Annotated in this window: 6 protein-coding genes and 1 pseudogene; 6 read left to right on the plus strand and 1 reads right to left on the minus strand. The window is 52.1% G+C overall.

From position 1 onward, the window contains the following. The first annotated feature begins 1,515 nt into the window (after window positions 1-1,515). From DVH23_RS24610 to DVH23_RS25275, 3 genes are all read left to right on the plus strand, one after another. Complete coding sequence (locus DVH23_RS24610) at window positions 1,516-1,863, plus strand: helix-turn-helix domain-containing protein (protein ID WP_114578526.1); 348 nt, start codon at window positions 1,516-1,518, stop codon at window positions 1,861-1,863. 1 nt (window position 1,864) lies between these two features. Next, on the plus strand, window positions 1,865-2,263 hold the full coding sequence (locus tag DVH23_RS16515; RefSeq protein WP_114578527.1) for a hypothetical protein: 399 nt from the start codon (window positions 1,865-1,867) through the stop codon (window positions 2,261-2,263). 595 nt (window positions 2,264-2,858) lie between these two features. After that, the gene (locus DVH23_RS25275) at window positions 2,859-4,049 is read left to right on the plus strand and encodes a transposase (RefSeq protein ID WP_394342640.1); all 1,191 of its coding nucleotides are present in this window, start codon (window positions 2,859-2,861) and stop codon (window positions 4,047-4,049) included. A 151-nt stretch (window positions 4,050-4,200) separates the two neighbouring features. Here the strand turns inward: DVH23_RS25275 and DVH23_RS16530 are convergent, their stop codons facing one another. Then, complete coding sequence (locus tag DVH23_RS16530; RefSeq protein ID WP_157972446.1) at window positions 4,201-4,839, minus strand: sensor domain-containing protein; 639 nt, start codon at window positions 4,837-4,839, stop codon at window positions 4,201-4,203. A gap of 1,031 nt (window positions 4,840-5,870) precedes the next feature. Here DVH23_RS16530 and DVH23_RS16535 point away from each other — a divergent pair. From DVH23_RS16535 to DVH23_RS24625, 3 genes and pseudogenes are all read left to right on the plus strand, one after another. Next, window positions 5,871-6,470 (plus strand): halocyanin domain-containing protein, encoded by a 600-nt coding sequence (locus DVH23_RS16535; protein ID WP_232833790.1) that lies wholly within the window; start codon window positions 5,871-5,873, stop codon window positions 6,468-6,470. Next, a complete protein-coding gene (locus DVH23_RS16540) occupies window positions 6,471-6,866 on the plus strand; it encodes a DUF6220 domain-containing protein (RefSeq protein ID WP_114578531.1) in 396 nt (131 codons plus the stop codon). Then, window positions 6,863-8,008, plus strand: a pseudogene (locus tag DVH23_RS24625) (transposase); the annotation flags it as partial. The gene DVH23_RS16540 and the pseudogene DVH23_RS24625, both read left to right, overlap by 4 nt. Window positions 8,009-8,133: the final 125 nt, after the last annotated feature.

Raw genomic sequence — 8,133 nt, forward strand, 5'->3', positions numbered from 1 at the left:
AAGACCTCAAGGGTGTGTCTGGAACTGAGGTAGTCAAGGACTGCGCCCATCGACCCTAGGTTGCAAGACCTCAGGGGGTGTGTCTGGAACACTCCCAAATCAACGTTCCAGAAGCCTATAGCTTGGGGTTTTTGACCCTCAGGCAATACCATGTTCAGAACCTTAAATCCGCCCCAAATATATTTGAAAATACAACCTCGGAGGATGATTTTGATGCGTGGCTTTGTTCCAGAGAGATGTCGAGTGTTGAAATTTTGGGGTCTACAAACATAGAACATCTGTACCGCATAACTAGAGATACTGGGCCGGTTCATCAAACGTGGAACACTCATCCCGATAAACCGTAACCTGCCATATCACGAGTCGGGTTTGTACCGATAACGCGTAGAGAACTCCGTGCACTCGGTGTATGACTTACAATAGTTAGAGGCCCTCTTTACGATGGCGTATAATGAGTTCTCGAACGCGTGCTACATCATCAATGTCTGATCAGAAGTACGCAGTGAGGATGGTTTCCACGATCTCAGAGCAAAAGAGGCACCGATATCAGCATATTCATCGACCAGTCCTTCAAGTTCGTCTACAAGCTCTTCCGAAACAGCCACGGCGAATTTCTCCCATCCCAGGATTGATCTTCTAAGATTGCTGTACACCCGGTGTGTGGTCATCCTAACCCTTTGTTGTGTGTCTCAGGAGCTGAGTTCGCGCGTGACGATTTATCGAGATGAGCGACGTGGAATTGGTGAGACGATCTGATAGCTTTCATGGGTGTAGATTAGCGTCGTGCTGCGACGCTGTACAGTCGAAATTTGGGTAGTAGAGATGGAAGCTCTTGTTTCGATTCAACGATGAGTAGCTAGTCAAATTTTTCGATGAGTACTGACAATAGTGGAGAGAACAGTGATTGACGTAGTTCTCTCAATCCGGGCGAAAATAGATTCAAGGAATGAGTGCTTAGAGCCCTTTTCTTCGCACGCAAGTATGAGTATGTCAATCTGATGCGTAGCGGCATACTCCAGAATTGCTGTTGATGGTCTTTCATGAAAGACTTCAGGACCTGAGTTGACTACCTGATCAGACTCAAACGTAGAGACCTTACTCGATACGAAATCTCTGTTGTTCTGTTCATTTCTCATACAGCTCTTGTACTGCTTTAGAACTACTCCAGAATCACAGCAGTTCACCACTTCAAAATGATGAACGTGAGCGCACCGAAACTCAGTGAAAAAGAGTTCCCACTCAGCCATCCGTAGTGCTCTCTCACTCCCATCAGTTAGTGCAAGAACAGACACGTCATTGTCATTGGCCTGGTTTTCCGCTGATCGTCTACTGAATACGGACATAGCATTGTATGCTGAAATGGTTCACCCATTAATCTGAAGTCCACAGTCGCTCGTTCAGCGACTATGTCTACCCTTTTAAGTCACTCCCTCGCTCATCTTTTCTCAAATGTATGGAAGTAATGAAAGCGCTGATTAATCCGGAATCTTCGTTCGCCCGTGCCGCTCAATAGGGATGTCCGAGGACAGTGACGTCCGAGAAATCGGTGCGCTTCTCGAAGACGAATACGCCCATGCCATCCTCATTCACACAAGCAGACAAGAAATGTCCGCACCCGAACTGAGCGAGGCGTGTGATGCATCTGTCTCAACTATCTACCGGCGGATTGAGCGTCTTCAACAGTACGATCTTCTCGACGAACATCTCCAACTTGACAAAGACGGCCATCATTATAACACGTATATCGCGCGCCTCGAACGCATCGAAATCGAACTCGTGGACGGTGAATTCAAGATCGAAGTCAGCTATCGAGAAGAGAACGCTGCCGATCGGTTCACCGATCTCTTCGAGGGGTTCCGATAGCATGCTGTTACTCATTCCACTCCAAGCAGCAACAGGTGGCTCGCTAGTCGTGGTGGTTCTCACGCTCATCGGTCTCCTCGCCACCGCAACCTTAGCGCTCATCGTCGCGTATCTCCTGGTGAAAGGATATCGTGAAAACCAGAATCGCGCACGGCTCTCCTTCGCAATAGGGCTCATACTCCTCACAACTGGCCCGATTGTCCTCCAGTTCACCCTGACGACCTTCACAGACACCCCTCAAGGTCTTCGTTCAGCCGCAGCCAATACCAGTAAACTCCTGGGGCTCGCGGCGATGCTCTATGCAATCTATGGCGTCAGCCAATCCAATCAGCACTCCCGTCCAGACAAAGGGAGCGATTCAACGCTTGAGACAGACCACTCGAATGAGGTAGATCCATGATACCAATGAGCCTACGACTCCTAACCGTTGACGGCTCTGGTGGAGGACTAATTCCTGTATTTGCGGTAGCGACCGCAATCGGGGGCTTGTTCGTCGCGTCACTCGCCTACCAAGGGTATCGTCGGAACAATAGCCAGCCGATGCTGTATCTTGCTACCGGAATCATCTTACTCACCACGATTCCTGTGGGTGTGAATTATACGTTGACAGCGTTGACGGCGGCGACTGATGCGGAAATCCTTCTTCTCATCACCGTCTCCCATCTCGCGGGAGTGGCCGTGATTTTATACGCTTTAACGAGGGCGTAAGAGCCTGTCCAAGAAACATCGACAGAGAACTCACATGACGTAGACCTTATCTAGCAGAAAATCCTGTATAGCGTAAGGATTCATCCGTGACGTTCAATTTTATCCGATACGATCAAGATCAGCAACACCTCCTGCCAAAGAACGTCGCGGAGTGGGTCCAAGAGGATAGCCTCGAACGCTACGTTTCCGACGTTATCGATCATCTCGACAACGAGGGTCGGCTCGACCCATTCTATCCGGACAATCGGGAGGACGGCCGCGGGCGGCCGTCCTTCCATCCCGTGATGATGCTCAAAGTCCTCGTCTTCGGCTACTGCATCGGCGTCCGGAGCTCCCGGAAACTCGACCGCCTCCTTGAACGTGACATCGCCTTTCGCTACCTCGCCGCGAATCAACATCCGGACTTCCGCACGATCACCCTCTTCCGCAAGAACCACCGCGAGGAGTTCGAGCACCTCTTCGTCGAGATCCTTCGCCTTTGCCGAGAAGCTGGCATGGCTGAGATGGGTGAAGTCGCCCTGGACGGCCGTCGCGTCCAGGGCGACGCGGCCCTCGACCAAAACCGGACTCGTGAGCAGATAACCGACGAAATCCACGACATCCTTGAGGAAGCTGCCGAGGTCGACGAAGCCGAAGACGACGAATACGGCCCCGAACAGCGTGGAGACGAGCTCCCGGAGGAACTCCGGGAGCGAGAGGACCGACTGAATCGATTGCGGGAAGCCAGGGACCGACTCAACGCCACCGAACAGCAGCTCAAAGAGGAGCAAGCCGAGAAAATCCGCCACAGAGAACAGGAGGAGAAAGAATCAGGCCAAAAGAAGCGTGGCCGGAAGCCCACACCTCCGGAGGAGGTGGAGCTTCCGGAGGACTCGAAGGCAAACACGACAGATCCAGCGAGTCAAACGCTCAAAACCAGCACCGGGTGGAAACAGGGCTACAACGGCCAAGCAATGGTAGACTGCGACACACAGGTCATCGTTGCTCAGGAGATCACTACCGACGCAAACGACGTCCAGCAGCTCAAGCCGATGCTGGAGACCTGCGAGGAGATGAACGGCAAGCGCCCGGAGAAGGCGCTTGCCGACGCTGGGTACTGGAGCAAAGCGAACGCGCAGTTAGCCGATGAGCAACTGGAACTGTTCATCGCGACGACCAAAGACTGGAAGCGACGGAAAGAACTCCAGGAAGCGGATCCGCCACGAGGGCGGATCCCCAAGTGGTACGGGCTGAAAGAACGCATGGAGCGAAAACTCCGGACGAAACGAGGCAGAGGCATCTACCGCAAGCGCAGCCAGAGCGTCGAGGCAGTGTTCGGTCAGCACGTCACCCGCGGCTGCGACCGATTCCTGTTACGCGGGGAGGCGGGAGCACAAGCGGAGTGGTCGTTGTTTTCTGCGACGCACAACCTGTTGAAGCTGTGGCGGTCCGGCCAGGGGCCGGACAGCCACGAAGTGGTGGACGCGATCGCCGGGTAACCGAGCTCGGTTCTCTTTGTTGTCGACGGGTGAATCGATCTGTCGCAGCGTGCAGCGGTATCTTCAACTGGCGTCAGGAGAACCGGTGAGGCGGAATTCTTAGACAGGCTCGTAAGAGACAATCAAATTCAGTAGTCGCTATAATGACTGATCACCAGTTCGGGATCGTCCAATAGCGAGGTGTTGTGAGCATCAATCGTGCATATCGACCCCACAGCTGAGCAGCGGTATTACTGAGCAGAAGTGTTACGAACAAGAGAAGAACACCGAGCCCAGAAACAAGCAGCGCACCGAAGAGTGTCTCGATCTGCCAAGATCCGAGTTGGAATGTCCTTGTGAGTCCGATTAGGAGAGTGTCCCACCCAAATAGTACATCGAGTGTAAATTCAGACGGTGGAATTGGCCCGTATGCGGCAATAGGCGCTTGTGTGTAGTAGAATGGTGCGAGAAGGAAGCTCACTGAGGTTGCGATTCCTGAGGCGAGGAATCCGAATACAACGCTTCCGTATGCGAACTCAGAGAGCAGATACACGATAGCCTTCCATGTCTGGATTGCGGTTACGAGTCTCCACGTTCGACTCCAGAGCGAGCCGTCCGTTTCAGCAGGGGGCGTAGGAACATCAACGCACAGTAATCTTCGAACGAGTACCCGTTCAAACCCCGCCAATTCAACGGCTAACACGAAGAGGAGAACGAGGAGAGGAATTCCAATTCCGACCACCACAAGTCCAATTGCCGCTAGCGACCCGGCTAACAACAAGTTGAAGTAAAAGACCCCAAGCGGAAACATCACTGCAAGATAGAGCAGATTTCGATACGTTTGGGATCGTACGGGAGTGCGGAGAACACGGCTGAATAATCGGCTGATATCTCGCGATAGAGATGGTGTCTTTAGTGACAGTGGGTTATTTTCGAGAGGCATTCTACAGAGATCTCTTCCCTTCTTGGATACGAGCGGCCTTAATCATCGTGGGTTTATGTGAGTTCGGGCATTCGAAGCTATCGTACTAGGGGATCGTCTATTCGTCAAAGCCGTCGATCGCCATTCGAGTATTTAAACCTTGTGCACGAACGCTAGGTTAGCGACCGTGATTTCTCTCTTATTCCTGTGCCCCACCAAAGGACAGTACAGAAGTTAAATGTCCCAACAACAATCGACGTCAAGCACTGATGCAGAGCCCACGAACCTTCACTGGCCACTAATTGTAGCATTAGGTGCCTTCGCGCTTATTCGCCCATTTCTGAGTATCCTCGGGTTATCTGAGGGAGGGCCAGGGGTCCCCATAGTCGCCACGGCTCTGATTACAGTCGTTTGGATTGCTGCAGTCGTGATTCGGTGTGTCCAGCGTCCGATTATCACGCTCACAGCCGCAGGCGGGATGTACGGCGTGTTTGTTCTCGTGATGATGATCGTGGGTGACCCGTCGAGAGTATCACAGCTCGGGTACGCCGGTCCCTCAATCATGATAACTAATCTCGTATGGGGTGGCATCGCGGGATTCATCGCAGAAGGAATCCGCCGATTAGTAGACTAACTGGTCCCTCGTCAATTGCGCTTTTCAATCCCGCCTACGAGTAACGGAGGGTAGATCTTGTCGGTGCAGTGATGAGAAAATTCGTTGGAACGGAATACCCCGATTTGCCGAGGGAATTTTACTCGGATAATCAGGTGACTCACACCCAAGTGAGAAACACAACATCATCCTGGGAGATTTCGGTCCATGAACTATCTCAGTTATATATTTTATGCACAAACGCTGCCCTGGCGTTTGTGCTGTCTGCTCTATTCATATCCGACTCATTGGTGATAACGTGGAGAAAATGACCTCCAAGCACCTTAACTCGACTCCAGACCGAGGATCATCGATAACCGCGTCCCGCAGTAGTGAGAAACACGAACGTCGTAACTGTATTACTGGAATAGATCGACGCAGCTTTCTACAAGCGGCGGGAGGGCTTGCAGCAACCGGATTGCTTGCGGGCTGTACCGATAATGGATCTGGAGAGAATCCTGATCAAAATGGTGGAGATGACGAAAACAGCCAACAGAGCGTTGAAGAATGGCTTTCAGGCACGAATAACTTCAACGGTATCACCGACAAAACTGGAGATAGTACGGTCACCGTGGAGGTAGGCCCAGACAGTGATGAGATGGTTTTCGAACCGGCTGCAATCCGTATTCGGCCGGGGACAACCGTCAACTGGGAGTGGATCGGCAGCGGCTCTCACAACGTCGTCGCGAAAGGTGGTCTGTTCAATAGTGGCGATCCCGAAGAACAGGCAAGCTTCGAGTATACGTTTGACGCCGCTGGAACCACGCTCTATTACTGCGATCCACACAGAGCGGCTGGAATGAAAGGCGCTGTCATCGTGGAGGAGAGCGGAAATTCTGAGTCTACTACAAGCAATTGGAGTGAGTAGATGGTAGAATCAGGGCGCGTCCAGCTGGGACGCTACGGATATCTCGTACTCGCAGTTTTCTTTGTAATCTGTGTCCTCGCGCAAATATACATCGCAGGAATGGCAATATTCATCGATCCGGCGGATTGGTCCCTTCACGAGACCTTCGTCCACACCTTCGAGCCTATGCTCATCGTATTGCTCGTACTGGCCTTTATAGGTCGGCTCCCCCGATCTCTGAAAGTTGCCCCAATCGGATTATTTCTACTAATTACGATTCAGTATGCGACAGCAGCGATGTATGGGTCTCTCGTTGCAGCGATTCACCCTGTGAACGCTGTAGTAATCTTTCTAGTATCTGCTCTCGCGGTCAAGCGGACATGGAAACAGATCTCTACCAGTAAGACGAGCCGATGAAACAACGTGGCTCTCGATTGAGCGGCGCGTTTGGCGCTGTCCTCGAACTCCGCAAGCATCTCCGTGAAGGCACAGATTTCTGTATGGCACTCACCGATCTGGAGCTTCAAACCGAGACGCTCGAGGACGGCTACCCGGAGTGGCATCCCGCACCATACTCATTTCATGGAATGCTCAAACTCTTTCTCTATCGGGAAGTCACTGGAGACAGCTATCGCGCTCTTACATGCCACCCGGAACTCGCAGAGATATTCGGTCTCGATCGAATCCCGGGCGAGTCAGTCCTTTCGCGGACGTGGCGCAACCGCTTCGATGACGATGTTCGTGAGTATATCATTGCCAGCGCACACTGCTTAGTCAAGGAAATCTACAATGAGGACCTCTCTGTTTCTGAGGTTCGACCACTGAAGGAGGTGATGAAGTCCTCCAAGGAGCCTCCTGATTCGCCTGAGGATACTCACGAGTTTTCTGATGAGGATATCTATCGAACAACCCGCCTCGCTCGTGAGTATGGCTTCAGTCCGTTCAACTCTGAGAGAGCCCAGAACGCGACATACGAGGATACACGATTCTTCGAGCTCCAAACGTTCATCGGAATGGTCGGGTGTGGCACCCCACAAGGCGCAGCACGATTTAAATTCCGCCGAGGCAAAGAATACAGTCCTCACGGAGATACACACCTCCGCGCAGTCAAGCAGTTCAGTCAAGAGAATTTGATCAGTGGATTTCAGCAGGCAACAGAACAGCTCCTATCGGTGATTCAGTCGGAATCCTCGTTTCGTCGTCCAGTCACAGTAGCGATTGATATTACAACTATTCGTTACTTCGGAAACGTGGAAGGGATGTCGATGGTCAGTGGAACCAAAGACGGAGAAGGAAGAGCGTTCAAATTCGCTACACTCTCAATTGTCGGACGGAATATCCCGTTGATCCTCGCTGTCGAACCCGTTCGGGAGAGTTCATCATGGGACCAAAACCCACCGAATCAGATTCATTACACCGTTCGTCGACTCCTTCTTCGAGCCAAAGAGCACGTTCCGATCGAGATGGTACTCTGTGATCGTGAGTTTGACTCGAAAGCAGTGTATCAGACGCTCTCGAATCTCGATGTGAACTACCTCATCCCGAAGCGAATTCACAGTCGCTAGTTGTCCACTCGATCGATAGCGGCGGAAGGAGAAGTCCGGTCTCAGATTGGAAGGACGGCGAAAAAGGACCGAAGAGCGACAAATACGCTGCGAGGATGCGAGGACATATCGGATTAGAC

Source organism: Saliphagus sp. LR7 (genome assembly GCF_003344565.1).
Lineage (GTDB): Archaea > Halobacteriota > Halobacteria > Halobacteriales > Natrialbaceae > Saliphagus > Saliphagus infecundisoli.

Coding starts and splice junctions, on each gene's coding strand:
- DVH23_RS24610 (WP_114578526.1), top strand. CDS start 1,516: ATGTCCGAGGACAGTGACGTCCGAGAAATCGGTGCGCTTCTCGAAGAC.
- DVH23_RS16515 (WP_114578527.1), top strand. CDS start 1,865: ATGCTGTTACTCATTCCACTCCAAGCAGCAACAGGTGGCTCGCTAGTC.
- DVH23_RS25275 (WP_394342640.1), top strand. CDS start 2,859: ATGCTCAAAGTCCTCGTCTTCGGCTACTGCATCGGCGTCCGGAGCTCC.
- DVH23_RS16530 (WP_157972446.1), bottom strand. CDS start 4,839: ATGTTTCCGCTTGGGGTCTTTTACTTCAACTTGTTGTTAGCCGGGTCG.
- DVH23_RS16535 (WP_232833790.1), top strand. CDS start 5,871: ATGACCTCCAAGCACCTTAACTCGACTCCAGACCGAGGATCATCGATA.
- DVH23_RS16540 (WP_114578531.1), top strand. CDS start 6,471: ATGGTAGAATCAGGGCGCGTCCAGCTGGGACGCTACGGATATCTCGTA.